Origin of the sequence: Blautia aquisgranensis (assembly GCF_040096615.1) — a bacterium.
GTDB lineage: Bacteria > Bacillota > Clostridia > Lachnospirales > Lachnospiraceae > Blautia_A > Blautia_A aquisgranensis.
This window is the reverse complement of sequence record NZ_JBBMEJ010000010.1, coordinates 85,367-101,356: the sequence shown is the minus strand read 5'-3', so window position 1 is coordinate 101,356 and position 15,990 is coordinate 85,367. Positions and strand designations below refer to the sequence as shown.

Genomic DNA, 15,990 nt, shown 5'->3' with positions numbered 1-15,990 from the left:
AGATCATCATGCAGCGTATTTTTCATACACCTGAAGGTGTGCGGGACATTTATGGAGAGGAATGCAGCCGCAAGAAACGGCTCCAGAAGGAGCTGCACCAGGTGTTTTCAAGATATGGATATGAAGATATAGAGACACCAGGTTTTGAATATTTTGAAGTTTTCAGCAATGAAGTCGGAACGATTCCATCCAAGGATCTTTATAAATTTTTTGACAGAGAGGGTAATACACTTGTCCTCAGACCGGACTTCACACCGTCTGTTTCCAGAGCGTGTGCAACTTATTTTGATCCGGAGAACGGACCGGTGAGTCTCTGCTATACCGGAAATACTTTTATCAATAATTCCAGTTACAGAGGTCAGATGAAAGAGAGCACCCAGATGGGTGTGGAACATATCGGCGATGATTCCGCAGCAGCAGATGCAGAGATTCTTGCCATGACTGTAGAATGTCTGAAGGCAGCAGGCCTTACGGAATTTCAGGTCAGTGTGGGACAGGTAGACTATTACAAGTCTCTTCTTGCTGAGGCTGATCTGGAACCGGAGATGGAAGAACATCTTCGTGAACTGATCTCACAGAAGAATTATTTTGGTGTGGAGGAGCTTCTTAAGGGACAGAATTTAGGTGAGAGCCTTTCCGAAGTTTTTGCAGAGCTTCCACAGATGTTTGGTTCCGCTGAGGTTCTTGAAAAGGCCAGAAAGCTTACCACCAATCCGGAGGCACTGGCAGCTGTCAAGCGTCTGGAAGAAATCTATGAGATACTGAAGATTTATGGCTGCGAGAAATATATTGCTTTTGATTTCGGTATGCTCAGTAAATTCCGCTATTATACAGGAATTATTTTCCAGGCTTATACATATGGAACCGGCGAACCTCTGATCAAAGGTGGTCGTTACAATGAGCTGATGAAGCATTTCGGTAAACCGGCTTCTTCTATCGGTTTTGCTATTGTGGTGGATAACCTGATGCTTGCGCTTTCCAGACAGAAGATTTCTGTTCCGGCTGAAGGCAAAACCGTCGTGATCACATATGGAAAAGATGAACTGAAGGAAGCCATCGAAGAAGCAATGAAGCTTCGAAGCGAAGGGAAAAATGTGGCATTACGCCAGGCAAAGGAGGAGCAGGACTGATGAGATATCTTACATTTGCCCTCACAAAAGGGCGTCTGGCTAATAAGACACTGGATATGTTTGAGAAGATCGGAATCACATGTGAAGAGATGCGCGACAAGGATTCCCGTAAGCTTATTTTTACCAACGAGGAACTGAAACTGAAATTTTTCCTTGCAAAAGGACCGGATGTACCAACCTATGTTGAGTATGGTGCAGCAGATATCGGTATTGTAGGTAAAGATACGATCTTGGAGGAAGGACGTAAACTTTACGAGGTCATGGATCTTGGATTCGGAGCCTGCCGCATGTGTGTATGCGGACCGGAGAGTGCAAGAGAGGTTCTTAACAACAATCAGCTGATCCGTGTGGCAACCAAATATCCGAACATTGCCAAAGATTATTTCTATAATAAAAAGCACCAGACTGTTGAGATCATCAAGCTGAACGGTTCCATTGAGCTGGCGCCTATCGTAGGGCTTTCCGAGGTGATCGTGGATATCGTGGAAACAGGAAGTACGCTTCGTGAAAATGGTCTGAAGGTTCTGGAAGAGGTCTGCCCGCTGTCTGCACGCATGGTAGTCAACCAGGTGAGCATGAAGATGGAAGATGAGCGTATCCGCAAGCTGATCACAGAGCTTCGAAATGTGGTAAAATAATCTCCTATCATACGGAGGATCAAATACAGAAAGAAGGCAGAGATTTATTATGCGTAAGGTAAAACTGACCAAAGAATCCACAAAAGATATTCTGGAGAATCTTTTAAAGAGAAGTCCGAATAATTACGGCAAATTTGAAGATGCAGTAGCTGATATCCTCACAAAGGTAAGAGCCGAGGGAGATGCAGCACTCTTTGAGTATACAAAAGAGTTTGATAAAGTTGAAGTAACAAAAGAAACGATCCGTGTCACACAGGAGGAGATCGATGAGGCTTATACTCTGGTTGATCCATCCCTGATCGATGTGATCCGCAAGGCACTTGTCAATATCCGGAGCTTCCATGAGAAACAGCTTCAGAACAGCTGGTTTACAAGCACAACAGACGGAACCATGCTTGGACAGAAGGTAACAGCACTGAACCGGGTTGGTGTTTATGTTCCGGGTGGAAAAGCAGTGTATCCATCTTCTGTTCTGATGAACATCGTACCGGCCAAAGTGGCAGGTGTTGACCGGATCGTCATGACAACACCTCCTGGAAAAGACGGCAAAGTGAATCCAAGTACACTGGTAGCTGCCAATGAGGCTGGTGCAGATGAGATCTACAAGGTCGGAGGTGCACAGGCAATCGGTGCGCTTGCATATGGAACGGAGAGCATTCAGAAAGTTGATAAGATCGTAGGTCCGGGAAATATTTTTGTTGCCCTGGCAAAAAAAGCAGTTTACGGTCACGTAAGCATTGATTCCATTGCAGGTCCAAGTGAGATTCTGGTTCTTGCAGATGAGACAGCAAATCCGCATTATATTGCAGCGGATCTTCTTTCCCAGGCTGAGCATGATGAGATGGCATCAGCGATCCTGATCACCACAAGTGAGGAATTTGCAGATCAGGTAGATGCAGAAGTAAAAGGCTTCGTGGAGAAGCTTTCCCGAAAAGCGATCATTGAGAAATCTCTGGAGAATTTTGGCTATATCCTGATCGCAGAGGATATGGATGAGGCGATCGAGGCTGCCAATGAGATCGCTTCTGAGCATATGGAGATTGTTACGAAGAATCCATTTGAGGATATGATGAAGGTACGGAATGCAGGTGCTATTTTTATCGGTCAGTACAGCTCTGAACCGCTGGGAGATTACTTTGCAGGACCGAACCATGTACTTCCGACCAACGGAACTGCGAAATTTTTCTCCGCACTTTCTGTAGATGATTTTATTAAAAAGTCCAGCATTGTATACTATTCCAGAGAAGCACTGAAAAAGATTCACAAGGATATTGTTCAGTTTGCCACATCTGAGCAGCTGACTGCACATGCGAATTCCATTGCTGTTCGTTTCGAGGACGAGGATAAGGAGAACGACTGATGCCAAGAGAAGCATTGATTGAGAGAAATACAAAAGAAACCCAGATCAGGCTGAAATTAAATATTGACGGAACCGGAACTTCTGACATTGAGACAGGAATCGGATTTTTCGATCACATGCTGGATGGTTTTACCCGCCATGGCCTTTATGATCTTGATCTGAAAGTTAACGGAGATCTGCATGTGGACGATCATCATACCATAGAGGATACAGGTATTGTTCTTGGAAATGCGATCCGGGAAGCTGTGGGCGATAAAAAAGGTATTAAACGTTACGGCAGCTGTATTCTTCCTATGGATGAGGTACTGGTACTTTGTGCGGTAGACCTTTCCGGCAGACCGTATCTTGGATGGGATGCTGAATTTTCCACAGAGAAGATGGGAGATATGGCAACGGAGATGGTAAAAGAATTCTTCTATGCGGTATCTTACTCTGCTGCTATGAACCTTCATATCAAGGTTCTGTCCGGCGGAAACAGCCATCATGTGGCAGAGGCTATGTTTAAGAGCTTTGCAAAGGCTCTTGATGCGGCTACACAGTATGATTCCCGAATCACAGATGTACTTTCCACAAAGGGAAGTCTCTGATACAAAGGAGAGGTTATGAATAAACAGTTGATTCCCTGCCTGTATCTTCACTCTGAGAAGGCAGTGACAGGATTTGGACAGAGAAATCTTTTCGGCGACGGTGATGTAGAGACCCTTGCAAAGTTTTACAGGGATAACGGAGCAGATGAGCTTCTTGTCTTTGACTTTTCTTCGGCAGATGCAGAGCATGATCGTGCCATCGGAAAAATCCGTGATATCTGTAAAAGTGCGGAGATTCCAGTGATCGCAGCCGGAAATATCAAACGTGTGGAAGATGTAAAGAAACTGATCTATGCAGGATGTGCCCGGGTTGTTCTGAATTTTTCAAAAGAAAGCAATATTGAACTTCTGGAAGAGGTATCCAGACGTTTCGGAAAAGACCGTATGGTGATCAGCATTTCAGATTTTAAAGAATTCACAGAGAATCAACAGCTGATCGAAGAATATGCAGACCGTATCCTGGCACTGGATACACTGCAGGGAGAAATTGCAGCGATCTCAAATATACCGATTATTCTTCATACAGATGAAAGCTCCAACGATAAGATCATGAAGCTTCTGGAAGATCTGGCCGTTTCCGGACTCTGCGGTGCATATGTGAGCAGCATGGAAGTTGATCTCCATGCACTGAAAGAAAGCTGTGAGAAAGCAGGAATCCCGGTCAATACCTTTAAAAGTAATATTGCATGGTCAGACTTCAAGCTGAACAGTGCTGGAATGGTTCCGGTCATTGTTCAGGATTACCGGACAGATGAAGTACTGATGCTGGCGTACATGAATGAGCTGGCTTTCAATACCACACTGAAGCTTGGGAAAATGACCTACTGGAGCCGCAGCAGGAATGAACTCTGGACAAAGGGACTGACCTCCGGGCATGTACAGTATGTGAAATCTCTGACTATTGACTGTGATAATGACACCATCCTTGCAAAGGTGGATCAGATTGGTGCTGCCTGCCATACCGGAAACCGTACCTGCTTCTTTAAGCCTCTGGTGCAGAAGGAATACAATGATACCAATCCTCTTCATGTATTCCAGAAGGTATACGATGTGATCGCAGACCGAAGGGAAAATCCGAAGGAAGGTTCCTATACGAGTTATCTTTTTGACAAGGGAATCGATAAGATCCTCAAAAAAGTCGGAGAGGAATGCACAGAGATCGTCATTGCGGCTAAGAATCCGGATAAAGAAGAAGTAAAATATGAGATTTCGGATTTTCTTTATCATATGATGGTTCTTATGGTAGAAAAGGGCGTCAGCTGGGAAGACATTACCAGTGAGCTTTCCAAGAGATAAAAAATGTTCCTTTTAAAAGTATTTTCGCGAATTCAGAGAAATTCTGGAAGGTTTTCATGTACAAGTTCGGTTAGGCATGATATACTTACTCAAAATGAGTGCGGAAATACAGAGATAAAAGAAAGGAAAACGGCCAATGATCAAAATTGATGACTGGGTGATAGAAAAGGGAGAGAAAGCACAGGGTGAGATCAAAATCACAGGAGGTGGCATGAGCATGCCGGCAACTGTGATCTGCGGAGTGGAGGATGGACCGACGATTCTGATCACAGCAGGTGTACATAGTGCGGAATACGTAGGAATTCAGGCTGCCATGGAACTGGCTAAAGAGTTTCAGCCAGAGGATCTGAAGGGAAATGTGATCGTGATTCCTCTTGTCAATGTCAGCGGATTTGAGCACAGGACCATGAGTATGGTTTACGAGGATGGCAAGAATCTGAACCGTGTATTCCCGGGAGACCCGAACGGAACAGCTGCTGACCGTATCGCCCATACAATGGTAACGAAGCTTTTTTCTATAACAGATTATTATATTGATCTTCACAGTGGTGACGGATATGAACAGCTGCATCCATATGTATATTATGTAGGTGTTGTGGATGATGAAACAGCAGATGCTTCCCTCCATATGGCAAGACACATTGGCGTGAAATATGTAGTTCGCTCTACAACTGCGACAGGTGGTGCTTACAATTACGCAGCTTCTCTTGGAATCCCTAGTATTCTCATTGAACGTGGCGGGCAGAGCTATTGGACCTGGGAAGAGGTGGAACAGGATAAGCGGGATGTACGCCATCTGGTGCTTCACCTTCAGGGAAAAAAATGTCACGGTCTGAAACATTATCGTCAGATGCTTCTTGAGAATGTTGTTTACGAATATGCGCCGTATACCGGATGCTGGTATCCGTCCAAGAAGCCGGGTGAATATTTCTTCAAGGGAGAAGATTTAGGAGAGCTGAGAGATTATCATGGAAACATTCTTTATACTTCCATTGCTACTGAGAATGGAGTAGTACTTTATCAGACAGCAAGTTTAAATATTATCGAGGACGGTCCAATGATCGCATATGCCGCGATCACAGAAACTTTGACCTGATCTTAACCCAAAAACCTATGTTTAACTTTGAAATTCTGTTGAGAATTGAACGCAGTTAAACATAGGCTTTTTTGCTCAGACAGGATATTTTGTGCAATATACATAATGGGGTATCTGTATTTTATGTAAAATACCCAACAGGGTATAGGTATATTTCCGAAAATTCAACGAAAAAGTTAAAAGATTTAAAAAAAATTAACATTTTTCTATAGACAGGAAACATTCTCTATAATATAATAAATCCGTAATTTAATAGCATTTGCTGATTTTTCATATCAGTCGTTGCAAGTTCCGCAAGGATTAATAGGGAAACCGGTGTAAATCCGGTACGATCCCGTCACTGTAATGGGGAATCCTCAGATGAATGCCACTGGCCTGGTGCGCGTAATAGAGCCGGGAAGGTGTCTGAGGGTAAGGAGCCTTAGTCAGGAGACCTGCTTGCAATTGTCCAGGAATGATTCTTACGGAAGATAGGAAGCATGCTTTTTGTGCCCGTTATTTCGTCACGGGCTTTTTTTGTGCGTATTTCTTAATTTTTCATGCAAATTCTGCATATTAGAGTCCCCTATATTTACTGATCTGATACTTACTTTTCGACAGAACGGCTGTGTTAAAAATCGCAACAAATGAGGAAAGGAGTAAAACGTGACAAAGAAACAAGTAGGAAAAAGATTTCTCCAGATCATCATCGTATTATTTGGAATCAGCTTTTTCACATTTGGACTGACCTACCTGTCACCTGGTGATCCTGCGGAGATCATGCTGACAGAGTGTGGTAATCTTCCGACACCGGAGCTTCTGGAGCAAACGAGACATGAGCTTGGTCTTGACCAGCCGTTTCTTGTACAGTATGGTTCCTGGCTGAAAGGTGTTGTTACAGGAGATATGGGACAGTCCTATTCTTTCAAAATGCCGGTAACAGATAAGCTGGTATCCTGTTTCTGGCCAACACTTAAGATGTCGCTTCTGGCACTTCTTATGATGGTCATCATTTCCATACCACTGGGAATTCTGGCAGCTGTATATCAGAATAAATTCCCGGACTATTTTGTAAGAGGTATCACTTTCGTCGGAGTATCCGTACCAAGCTTCTGGCTGGGACTTATTCTTCTCAGTATTTTTGGTGTGCAGCTTCGATGGATCAATGTAGCAGGAGGAAGTACCGATTTTAAATCCATGATCCTTCCGGCGCTGACTCTTGCACTTGCCATGTCTGCGAAATATACCCGTCAGGTAAGAAGTGCTGTGCTTGAGGAACTTCATCAGGATTATGTAACTGGTGCCAGAATGCGTGGAATCAAAGAAAGTGTGATTCTCTGGAAGCATGTTCTTCCGAATGTAATGCTTCCGCTGGTAACGCTTCTGGGACTTTCCCTTGGAAGTCTTCTTGGAGGTACTGCAGTTGTAGAGATCATTTACAACTGGCCTGGAATGGGAAATATGGCTGTAAAAGCTATTTCCTGCAGAGACTATCCTCTTGTACAGGGCTATGTACTGTGGATCGCAATTCTCTACATGTGCATTAACCTGCTTGTGGATCTGTCCTATACTTATCTCGATCCAAGACTTAAGGAGGATAGATAATTGAAAAAGGTATTACAAGTATTTAAAGAAAATAAGCAGTTTACTCTTTTCTTTATTCTGGGTCTTGTGGTGATCGGCGTTGCGATTTTTGCTCCGCAGCTTGCCCCGTATGATCCGCTGGATGCAGTTATGACCGAATCACTGCAGGAACCAAGCTCTGCACATCCTTTTGGAACAGATAAGCTTGGCCGAGATCTTCTGTCCCGTGTTATCTTCGGAACAAGAACTTCTCTTATCATGACCTTATGCCTGGTTGCAGTGATTTTTGTGATCGGTACATTTTTAGGAGTCATCGCCGGATATTTCGGCGGCGTTGTTGACGCAGTTATCATGCGTATCGCAGATATGATGATCTCCTTCCCGGGTCTTGTACTGGCTATCGCCATTGCCGGTATGCTTGGACCGAACCTTGTGAATGCCGTTATCTCCATCGCGGCTGTAAGCTGGACAAAGTATGCCCGTCTTGCAAGAAGTATGGTTTTAAAAGTCAAGAAGAGTCTTTATATAGAGGCAGCAGTTGTAAACGGAACGAAAACATGGAAAATTCTTCTTGTTCACGTTCTTCCGAACATGGTTACACAGATGGTGGTAACTGCGGCAGCAGATATCGGAACCATGATGCTGGAGCTGGCTTCCCTTTCATTCCTGGGATTTGGTGCAACAGCACCGACACCGGAGTGGGGACTGATGCTTAACGAAGGAAGAACCTACATGGCAAAAGCGCCATGGCTTATGATCTATCCTGGTATCGCAATCGTGATCTGTGTTGTTGTTTTCAACATGCTTGGAGACAGCATCCGTGATGTACTGGATCCGCGTCAGGATTAAATAAACCAAACCGTAATTTTATGTAACAAACCAACACCCAATAGTTAGTATTTATCTTTAGGAGGATGAAATGAGAAATAACGTAGTAAAAAAAGTGCTGGCTGCTACACTTGCATGCATGATGACTTTTTCCATGACAACAATGGCTCAGGCGAAAGGTGACAAAAACAGTGATAAAGAGATCACTATCGGAGTAACAAGCTTCGCAGATACACTGGAGCCGACAGAGCAGTATTTCAGCTGGGTAGTTTCCCGTTATGCGATCGGTGAGTGCCTCACAAAATTCGATGAAAACGGTGAGATCGTTCCATGTCTTGCAGAAGAGTGGGAGAACAGTGACGATGGAAAAACATGGACATTTAAGATTCGTGAGGGTGTAAAATTCTCCAATGGAGATGACATGACACCAGAGATGGTTAAGGCTTCCATCGAGCGTACTGCTGAGAAGAGCGATCGTGTTCCAGAGTTCTTTGATCTTGACAGTATCGAAGTTGACGGACAGAACCTTGTGTTCCATCTTAACAGAGCCAATGCAAACATGGCAGGATGTCTTGCAGACCCGTTGTTCCTGATCGTTGATACAAATGTAGATGACTCCACATTTGCAATGGAGGGACCAATCTGTACAGGTCCTTACGCAGTAGAGTCTTTCAGCCCGACAGATTCCTGTGTTGTAGTAAAAAATGAGAATTACTGGGATGGCGAAGTCCCACTTGACAAAGTTACACTGAAATGTGTTGATGACCAGACAACACGTTCTATGGCTCTTCAGACAGGCGAGATCGATATCGCTTACAACCTGAAAACAGAGAACCTGGTAGAGTTCGAGGGAAATGATAACTATGAGATCCAGGAGCTTCAGTCTCTTCGTTCCACATATGCATTTATGAACCAGAGTGAGGGACGTGCTCTCAGCGACAAAGCACTTCGCCAGGCACTTCTTCGCGGTCTTGACAAAGAAACATACTGTAACACTCTTCTTGAGGGTGGCGCAACAGCTGGTAAAGCTCCGGTTCCGCCAACACTTGATTTTGGTTTTGATGAGCTGAATGATGAGAATGCTTATGATCCGGATGGCGCTAAGAAGATTCTTGAGGAGGCTGGATACAAAGATGTTGATGGTGACGGATTTGTAGAGACTCCGGACGGAGATCCGCTTGTTCTTGATTTCGTTATTTATACAAGCCGTGCGGAGCTTGGTGTATATGCACAGGCAGCACAGGCCAGCCTGAAAGAGATCGGTATCAACGTAAACCTTAACACTGTAAGTTACGAGACACTTCTTGACATGAGAGATTCCGGTCAGTATGACCTTCTTATCTGGAACGTACTTGTTGCAAATACAGGTGATCCTGAGAACTACTTAAGAGAGAACTGGTACAGCTCTTCTGCAAACAACACAGCCGGCTACAACAATCCGGATGTAGACAAGCTTCTCGATGAGCTTGCACAGACTTTCGATGAGGACAAGAGAAAAGATCTGATCGTTGACATCCAGCAGGATATCATGGACGATGCAGCAACTGTATTCTTTGGTTATGAGACAACTTACCTCTTCTCCAACAAGAAGGTAACCGGTGTCAAGATGTATCCGATGGATTACTACTGGCTGACAAAGGATATCACTCTTGCTGAGTAAAGGAGCGCTTATTTATGCTTGAAATCAAGGATCTTTCAATCCGGTATGGAAAGCAGACACCTACTGTTGAGCATTTCAACCTTTCTATGAAAAAAGGTGAGATCATTAGTGTGGTAGGAGAGAGTGGAAGTGGAAAAACAACCGTTATCCGTGCTGTTCTCGGCGCACTTGCCGGGGGCGGCCGGGTAAGTGCCGGAGATATTCAGTTTAACGGACATTCCCTGCTTTCCAATACAAAGGATGAATGGAGAAATTTAAGAGGTACCCGCATTTCCATGATTTTCCAGGACTGCGGTGGAACCCTGAATCCGATCCGTAAAATCGGAAGTCAGTATGTGGAGTATATCTGTACACATACTGATGTATCCAAAGCAGAGGCATGGAAAAAAGGATGTACCATGCTTCAGAAAATGCGTCTTCCTGACGCAGAAAATATCATGAAAAGTTATCCGCACCAGCTTTCCGGTGGTATGCGCCAGCGAGTTGGTATTGCGATGGCTATGACCTTTAATCCGGAACTTCTTCTGGCTGATGAGCCGACCAGTGCTCTGGATGTTACCACACAGGCACAGATCGTCCGTCAGATGATGGAGCTTCGCGATGATTTCGGAACCGGTATCATCATTGTTACTCATAATATCGGTGTGGCTGCATACATGGCAGATCAGCTGGTGGTTATGCAGCATGGTAAGGTTGTAGACCAGGGAACAAGGGATGAGGTCATGAATCATCCGACAAGTGATTACACCAAGAAACTGCTGGCTGCAGTTCCGGAGATGGGAGGACAGCGCTATGTTTAAAGAATCCGATATCGTACTCAGTGCGAAACATATCGTTAAGCAGTTCCCTGCATCCGGCGGAAGAACCTTAACAGCCTGCAATGATGTAAACTTAAATGTTTATAAAGGAAAGACCCTCGGAATCGTAGGAGAAAGTGGATGTGGAAAATCAACATTTGTCCGCATGGTCATTTCCCTGGACAAGCCAACCAGCGGTGAGATCCTTTACCATGGAAAAAATCTTGCAGATCTTTCCAAAAAAGAAACCTGGCTGAACCGCCAGAACATGCAGATGGTATTCCAGGATCCGCAGGCATCCTTTGACCCGAAAAAGAAGATCGTGGATATCCTCACAGAGCCGCTTATCAACTATGGTAAACTGAAAAGAAGTGAGAAAGAGGTGAAAGCCAGAGAGCTTCTTGAGATGGTTGAGCTTCCGGGCGATTTTGTAGATCGTTTTCCGCATAACATGAGTGGTGGACAGAGACAGCGTATCAGCATCGCCAGAGCACTTTCTCTGAAGCCGGAGATTCTGGTCTGCGATGAGGCGACATCCGCACTTGATGTTTCCGTGCAGGAATCCGTTATCCGTCTTCTTGTACGTCTCCAGAAGGAAAAAAATATCAGCATGCTGTTTATCTGCCATGACCTGGCATTGATCCGTTCTTTTGCCCATCAGATCGCAGTTATGTATCTTGGAAATATCGTAGAGGTAATTCCGGGAGAGGATGTTGCGGAGCATTCCCTGCATCCTTATACACAGGCACTTCTCGGTGCACAGTTTTCCATTCATATGGATCAGCACAAAAAGATCGAGAGCATCGAAAGTGAGGCACCAAGTCCTCTGGATGTTCCGCACGGATGTCCGTTCCAGAACCGCTGTGAGCATTGTATGGAGAAATGTAAAACCACACGTCCTGTACTCAAAGAAGTGGAGCTGGGACATGAAGTGGCCTGCCATTATGTAACAGAGAAATAAAGAAAGGCAATACAGTATGAAATTGAAAACTTTTAAAGTTCTGGGCTTTTTGCTTTTAGTGCTTGCTGTTTTTGCTGTGGGCGGAAAAAAAGTTTCCGCCGGGGCAGAAGATGGGGATATCCAGTATACAATAGGAGTTGTGGTATATAACCAGGACAGCCCGGAAATGAATATGTTTATGAACTATTACAGGGATTATATCCAGCAGGGATTTCCGGTAAAGTTCTATTTTTCAGGCAGCATCAGTTCTGCGGATGACGAGATCGCTTTTATCCGTGCGATGAAGCTGCAGGGAGTAAAGGGAATCATTTCTTTTTACGGACAGGATATCCAGAAGATCGTTGAAGCATGTGATGAAGAAGAAATGTATTACGTGCTGGGTTCCGGTAGTATCAGCGATGAAGATTATGAGAAGGTAAAAAACAGCTTTTATTTTCTTGGCAGTGTAGGCCCGGATGCAAAGGCAGATTATGAAGCTGGATATAATATGGCAGATTATTTTGCAGATGCAGATACCAGCTCCTACATTGTTCTTACAGGCGGAGCTTCTGTGGGAAACTACATGCACCTTCAGAGAAGCATCGGTGTTCTGGAAGGACTTGCAGAAAAAGAAGGATTAAGTTATTCCGAAGATGTAGAAAAGCTTGCAGCATCTGAAGAGACAACGGTTGTAGATAGCGGAAAAGATGATATCAGTATTACCATCTGCCCGGGTTATATGACAACTCCTAAGGGAATCAACAATCTGAAGCATGCTTTTGTGGACGGTAATTATGATGCAGTTCTCTGCACCTTCAATGTTGATGAGATCATGAAAACGATCACCTCAAAAGAAGAGGAACAGAACTCCAATATCAAGGTTGGAACTGTTGACTGTTTTTCTCAGGAAAATCATGATGCTGTAAATTCCGAAGATTCTTTTGAAAATCCAAAGATCGATTATGTCGCAGGAAAATATGCATCCATGGGCGGCCCTGCATTTGCGATCCTGTATAATGCCATGAGCGGATATCCTGAGGCGAATACAGATGATGCAGATTCCAATACGGTTCGTCTGTACCAGGGCTTCTGGAGTGCATCCGACAAGGATACGTTCAATGAGCTTTACGGTTACACACAGGATATCTATGAGAACGCATACAGCTGTGCAGATCTTATGGAAGTGATCAAGGCTTATACGACAGATACTACACCGGATAAGCTGAAAGTACTGACAGAGGCTTATAAAGTAGAGGATGTAGAAAAGCGAATCACTGAAAATTAAAGATTAAGATAGTAAAAGAGCTGGAATTCTTAAGAAATCCGGCTCTTTTCTTGACTTATAACGTATTTTTATACAAAAAAATGCAAAATCCTCTTTACTTTCTAAAGTTAATATAATAAAATTTATAAATATGTGTATACCTGTGGTGAGATAGAGAATTTTATTGTTTCTCTGTTTCCAGCGGGAACATGGAAGGGAGAGAATTATGACAACAGCACATATTTGTATAATGGCAGCTATCATCGTTTACCTGGGCGCAATGATCTTTGTGGGTTATCTGTGTTCCAAGAACAATAATGACAGCTCTGATTTTTATCTTGGAGGAAGAAAGCTTGGACCGCTGGTAACGGCTATGAGTGCAGAGGCCTCTGATATGAGCAGCTGGCTTCTGATGGGATTGCCGGGACTTGCATATCTTACCGGTATCGCAGATGCCGGCTGGACAGCAATCGGCCTTGCAATTGGAACCTATGTAAACTGGAGAATCGTGGCAAAGAGAATCCGTCGTTACACACATGTAGCAGGCAACTCCATTACATTGCCATCTTTCTTCAGCAACCGTTATCGTGATGAGAAGAAGATTCTGCAATCCATCGGAGCTATTTTCATTGTGATCTTTTTTATTCCATATACAGCATCGGGCTTTGCAGCATGTGGTAAGTTGTTCTCCAGCCTTTTCGGAGTAAAATATCTGCCGGCCATGATCATCAGTGCACTGGTTATCGTTGGATATACTACGTTAGGCGGTTTCCTTGCGGCTTCTACCACAGACTTTATCCAGAGTATTATTATGTCTATCGCGCTTGTGATCGTGTTTGTATTTGGAATCAGCACAGCAGGTGGTATTGAGACAGTTGCAGACCATGCAAGATCCCTGCCTGGCTATCTGACTATGTTTACTACATATGATCCCACAACAGGAACCGAACAGGCTTATCCGCTTCTGAACATCATTTCCATGCTTGCCTGGGGACTTGGATACTTCGGTATGCCACATATCCTGCTTCGCTTTATGGCAATCGAGAATGAGGAGAAGCTTACACTTTCCAGAAGAGTAGCAACTACATGGGTTGTGATCTCTCTGGCAGTAGCAGTACTGATCGGTGTGGTAGGTCTCGGAATGACAGCAGCCGGAGAGTTTACTCTTCTGGAAGGCTCTGCATCAGAAACGATCATCGTACAGATCGCAAATCTTTTAAGTCAGCATGGTGTACTTGCTGCAATCCTTGCAGGTCTTATTCTTGCGGGAATCCTGGCTTCAACCATGTCAACAGCAGATTCACAGCTCCTTGCAGCTTCCAGTGCCGTTTCCTCCGATCTTCTCGGAAGCATCCTGAAAGACAAGGAAACAAAGAAAGAAAGCATGATGGCAGACAAGATCACCCTGCTTCTGATCGCAGTAGTAGCCATGTTCATCGCCCGTGACCCGAACAGCTCCGTCTTCACGATCGTATCCTTCGCCTGGGCCGGCTTCGGCGCCGTATTCGGTCCCGTAGTACTCCTGGCATTGTTCTGGAGACGGTCCAACTGGCAGGGCGCACTGGCAGGAATGATCTGCGGCGGTTCCATGGTATTCATCTGGAAATACGGAATCAGCAAACTAGGCGGAGCTTGGGGAATCTACGAACTCCTCCCAGCCTTCCTGATCGCCATCGCTGCAAACATCATAGTAAGCCTTTTAACCAAGGCCCCCTCAAAAGAAATCACCGACGAATTCGATTTAGTAAATAGTAAATAAAATTAGAAATTTTATTTACTAGAAAGATTGATTATCTGACGTTATCAACATCTACCGTCAAACACCAAAAGCCCGATACAGATCGCAGTCAAGGACATCTGTATCGGGCTTTTGATATTATTTACCAACAAATTACCACGCTCAAATGTTTTAAGCGTGGCCAGAGGGAAGGGGTGTGGGGAAGGGAAATGGCCTTCGCAACTATGAATGCCTCCCTTCCCCATGGTTTTATTTTTTTTCAAAAAAACACTAATTTTTTTCCTCAAGTTTTTTTAACAACTGCTCCATCGTCAGGTTCAGCACCGGATGTCTCAAATACGGAGCAATCTCCACCATAGGCTTCAGCACAAAATCACGGTTCTCCATATCGATATGAGGCACATGAAGCTCCTCCGTATCGATCACCAGATCATCATAAAACAGGATATCCAGATCCAGAGTCCGGGGACCCCAGTGAACAATCCGTTTCCTGTCAGCAGCCTGTTCTAACACATGCAGTCTGTCAAGCAGCTCCTCCGGTGAAAGAAGTGTACGCACACGTAATGCACCATTCAGGAATTTATCCTGTTCCACACCGCCATAAGGTTCTGTTACAAGATAGTCAGAAACTTTCTCGACAACGATCTCTTTCATATCACGAAGTCCCTGGATCGCATCATCCAGATATTTTTTCTTATCTCCCATATTGGACCCAAAAGCAATATAAGCAGTGTGCCATTCCCGGGTGATCTCCACAGCTACGGTTTTAAGCGGAAGACCGACAGGCGCCCACGGTTTCTCAATACGGACCGTAACTTTTTTCAGAAGCGGAAGAGAGAGAAGCAGCATTTCTGCCAGCTTCTCAGAAGCTGTTTCAAGAAGTTTGTAAGTGTTTTTCTGAAGAAACTCTGTGATCATATGGCTGACCTCTCCATAATTGATTGACAGAGAAAGATCGTCCTTAAGACCGGCCGGACGCGTTTCTGTATACATGACAGTAGAAACTACAAATTTCTGTCCAAGTGCGGTTTCTTCAGGAAATACACCATGATTTGCAAAAATTTCCAGATCTCTGATTTCGATTTTATCCATC

14 protein-coding genes and 1 riboswitch are annotated in these 15,990 nt (G+C 44.4%); of the genes, 13 read left to right on the top strand and 1 reads right to left on the bottom strand.

Features of this window, described 5'->3' with window-relative positions; translation table 11 throughout:
• Positions 1-8: 8 nt before the first annotated feature.
• From hisZ to putP, 13 genes are all read left to right on the top strand, one after another.
• Positions 9-1,130, top strand: a complete 1,122-nt coding sequence (gene hisZ / locus WMO28_RS09750) for an ATP phosphoribosyltransferase regulatory subunit (RefSeq protein ID WP_349056834.1) — start codon at positions 9-11, stop codon at positions 1,128-1,130.
• Complete coding sequence (gene hisG, locus WMO28_RS09745) at positions 1,130-1,768, top strand: ATP phosphoribosyltransferase (protein WP_148447866.1); 639 nt, start codon at positions 1,130-1,132, stop codon at positions 1,766-1,768. Before hisZ ends, hisG begins: the two co-directional genes overlap by 1 nt.
• Before the next feature lie 49 nt (positions 1,769-1,817).
• Positions 1,818-3,128: a histidinol dehydrogenase gene (hisD, locus tag WMO28_RS09740; protein WP_178643505.1), complete on the top strand. Its 1,311-nt coding sequence runs from the start codon at positions 1,818-1,820 to the stop codon at positions 3,126-3,128.
• A complete protein-coding gene (hisB, locus tag WMO28_RS09735) occupies positions 3,128-3,715 on the top strand; it encodes an imidazoleglycerol-phosphate dehydratase HisB (protein WP_178643507.1) in 588 nt (195 codons plus the stop codon). The genes hisD and hisB overlap by 1 nt, the downstream gene beginning before the upstream one ends.
• 15 nt (positions 3,716-3,730) lie before the next feature.
• Entirely contained in the window at positions 3,731-5,011 is a 1,281-nt protein-coding gene (gene hisIE, locus WMO28_RS09730; RefSeq protein ID WP_349056833.1) for a bifunctional phosphoribosyl-AMP cyclohydrolase/phosphoribosyl-ATP diphosphatase HisIE, read from the top strand.
• A gap of 136 nt (positions 5,012-5,147) precedes the next feature.
• Complete coding sequence (locus WMO28_RS09725) at positions 5,148-6,107, top strand: M14 family metallopeptidase (protein ID WP_349056832.1); 960 nt, start codon at positions 5,148-5,150, stop codon at positions 6,105-6,107.
• Between the two features lie 269 nt (positions 6,108-6,376).
• Positions 6,377-6,563, top strand: a riboswitch (cobalamin riboswitch).
• A gap of 189 nt (positions 6,564-6,752) precedes the next feature.
• The gene (gene nikB, locus WMO28_RS09720) at positions 6,753-7,691 is read left to right on the top strand and encodes a nickel ABC transporter permease (RefSeq protein ID WP_349056831.1); all 939 of its coding nucleotides are present in this window, start codon (positions 6,753-6,755) and stop codon (positions 7,689-7,691) included.
• Positions 7,692-8,519, top strand: coding sequence for a nickel transporter permease (nikC, locus tag WMO28_RS09715; RefSeq protein WP_349056830.1), 828 nt, complete (start codon positions 7,692-7,694; stop codon positions 8,517-8,519).
• Between the two features lie 70 nt (positions 8,520-8,589).
• On the top strand, positions 8,590-10,158 hold the full coding sequence (locus WMO28_RS09710) for an ABC transporter substrate-binding protein (protein WP_178643517.1): 1,569 nt from the start codon (positions 8,590-8,592) through the stop codon (positions 10,156-10,158).
• Positions 10,159-10,172: 14 nt separating this feature from the next.
• Positions 10,173-10,958, top strand: coding sequence for an ATP-binding cassette domain-containing protein (locus WMO28_RS09705; RefSeq protein WP_178643519.1), 786 nt, complete (start codon positions 10,173-10,175; stop codon positions 10,956-10,958).
• Entirely contained in the window at positions 10,951-11,916 is a 966-nt protein-coding gene (locus tag WMO28_RS09700) for an oligopeptide/dipeptide ABC transporter ATP-binding protein (protein WP_349056829.1), read from the top strand. The genes WMO28_RS09705 and WMO28_RS09700 overlap by 8 nt, the downstream gene beginning before the upstream one ends.
• 16 nt (positions 11,917-11,932) lie before the next feature.
• The gene (locus WMO28_RS09695) at positions 11,933-13,180 is read left to right on the top strand and encodes a hypothetical protein (protein WP_349056828.1); all 1,248 of its coding nucleotides are present in this window, start codon (positions 11,933-11,935) and stop codon (positions 13,178-13,180) included.
• A 205-nt stretch (positions 13,181-13,385) separates the two neighbouring features.
• Positions 13,386-14,918, top strand: a complete 1,533-nt coding sequence (putP, locus tag WMO28_RS09690) for a sodium/proline symporter PutP (protein ID WP_349056827.1) — start codon at positions 13,386-13,388, stop codon at positions 14,916-14,918.
• Positions 14,919-15,167: 249 nt separating this feature from the next.
• On the opposite strand, the gene folK is transcribed toward putP, so the two are convergent.
• On the bottom strand, positions 15,168-15,989 hold the full coding sequence (folK, locus tag WMO28_RS09685; RefSeq protein ID WP_349056826.1) for a 2-amino-4-hydroxy-6-hydroxymethyldihydropteridine diphosphokinase: 822 nt from the start codon (positions 15,987-15,989) through the stop codon (positions 15,168-15,170).
• Position 15,990 lies beyond the last annotated feature (1 nt).

Coding starts and splice junctions, on each gene's coding strand:
- hisZ (WP_349056834.1), top strand. CDS start 9: ATGCAGCGTATTTTTCATACACCTGAAGGTGTGCGGGACATTTATGGA.
- hisG (WP_148447866.1), top strand. CDS start 1,130: ATGAGATATCTTACATTTGCCCTCACAAAAGGGCGTCTGGCTAATAAG.
- hisD (WP_178643505.1), top strand. CDS start 1,818: ATGCGTAAGGTAAAACTGACCAAAGAATCCACAAAAGATATTCTGGAG.
- hisB (WP_178643507.1), top strand. CDS start 3,128: ATGCCAAGAGAAGCATTGATTGAGAGAAATACAAAAGAAACCCAGATC.
- hisIE (WP_349056833.1), top strand. CDS start 3,731: ATGAATAAACAGTTGATTCCCTGCCTGTATCTTCACTCTGAGAAGGCA.
- WMO28_RS09725 (WP_349056832.1), top strand. CDS start 5,148: ATGATCAAAATTGATGACTGGGTGATAGAAAAGGGAGAGAAAGCACAG.
- WMO28_RS09710 (WP_178643517.1), top strand. CDS start 8,590: ATGAGAAATAACGTAGTAAAAAAAGTGCTGGCTGCTACACTTGCATGC.
- WMO28_RS09705 (WP_178643519.1), top strand. CDS start 10,173: ATGCTTGAAATCAAGGATCTTTCAATCCGGTATGGAAAGCAGACACCT.
- WMO28_RS09700 (WP_349056829.1), top strand. CDS start 10,951: ATGTTTAAAGAATCCGATATCGTACTCAGTGCGAAACATATCGTTAAG.
- WMO28_RS09695 (WP_349056828.1), top strand. CDS start 11,933: ATGAAATTGAAAACTTTTAAAGTTCTGGGCTTTTTGCTTTTAGTGCTT.
- putP (WP_349056827.1), top strand. CDS start 13,386: ATGACAACAGCACATATTTGTATAATGGCAGCTATCATCGTTTACCTG.
- folK (WP_349056826.1), bottom strand. CDS start 15,989: ATGGATAAAATCGAAATCAGAGATCTGGAAATTTTTGCAAATCATGGT.